Below are 417 nucleotides of genomic sequence, written 5' to 3'. Positions count from 1 at the left end.
CACATGGCAGGACGACCGCCAACCCCGACTCACCTGCGTTTGGTGAGGGGTAACCCATCAAAACGCCCGATTAACGCCAATGAACCGATGCCGGAAAAAAGGGTACCTAATGTTCCCAAACATTTTGGGAAAATGGGGCGGTACTGGCACGAGCGGATCGCCGGGGAACTGGATAAAGTCGGTGTGCTAACCAGTCTGGATGCCAAAGCCCTTGAATTACTGGTTGAGGCCTACGTCGAGTACCGGACGCACTGCGACACATTGGAAAACGAAGGTTACACCTACCGCACCGATCAGGGATTAATCAAGGCGCACCCAGCGGCAGGGATGAAAGCCGATGCATGGAAACGCATTCACGCCATGCTCAGTGCGTTCGGCATGTCCCCCTCCAGCCGGTCTAAGGTCAACATGGCCGGG

1 protein-coding gene is annotated in these 417 nt (G+C 56.1%); it reads left to right on the top strand.

Features of this window, described 5'->3' with window-relative positions; genetic code table 11:
- Positions 1 to 3 precede the first annotated feature (3 nt).
- On the top strand, positions 4 to 417 hold a 414-nt coding region (locus Xedl_RS20100), incomplete at its 3' end, for a phage terminase small subunit P27 family (RefSeq protein ID WP_074025478.1).

This window comes from Xenorhabdus eapokensis (assembly GCF_001908105.1).
Note: the sequence above shows the minus strand (reverse complement) of the source record. Positions and strands in the feature narration are given on the sequence as shown.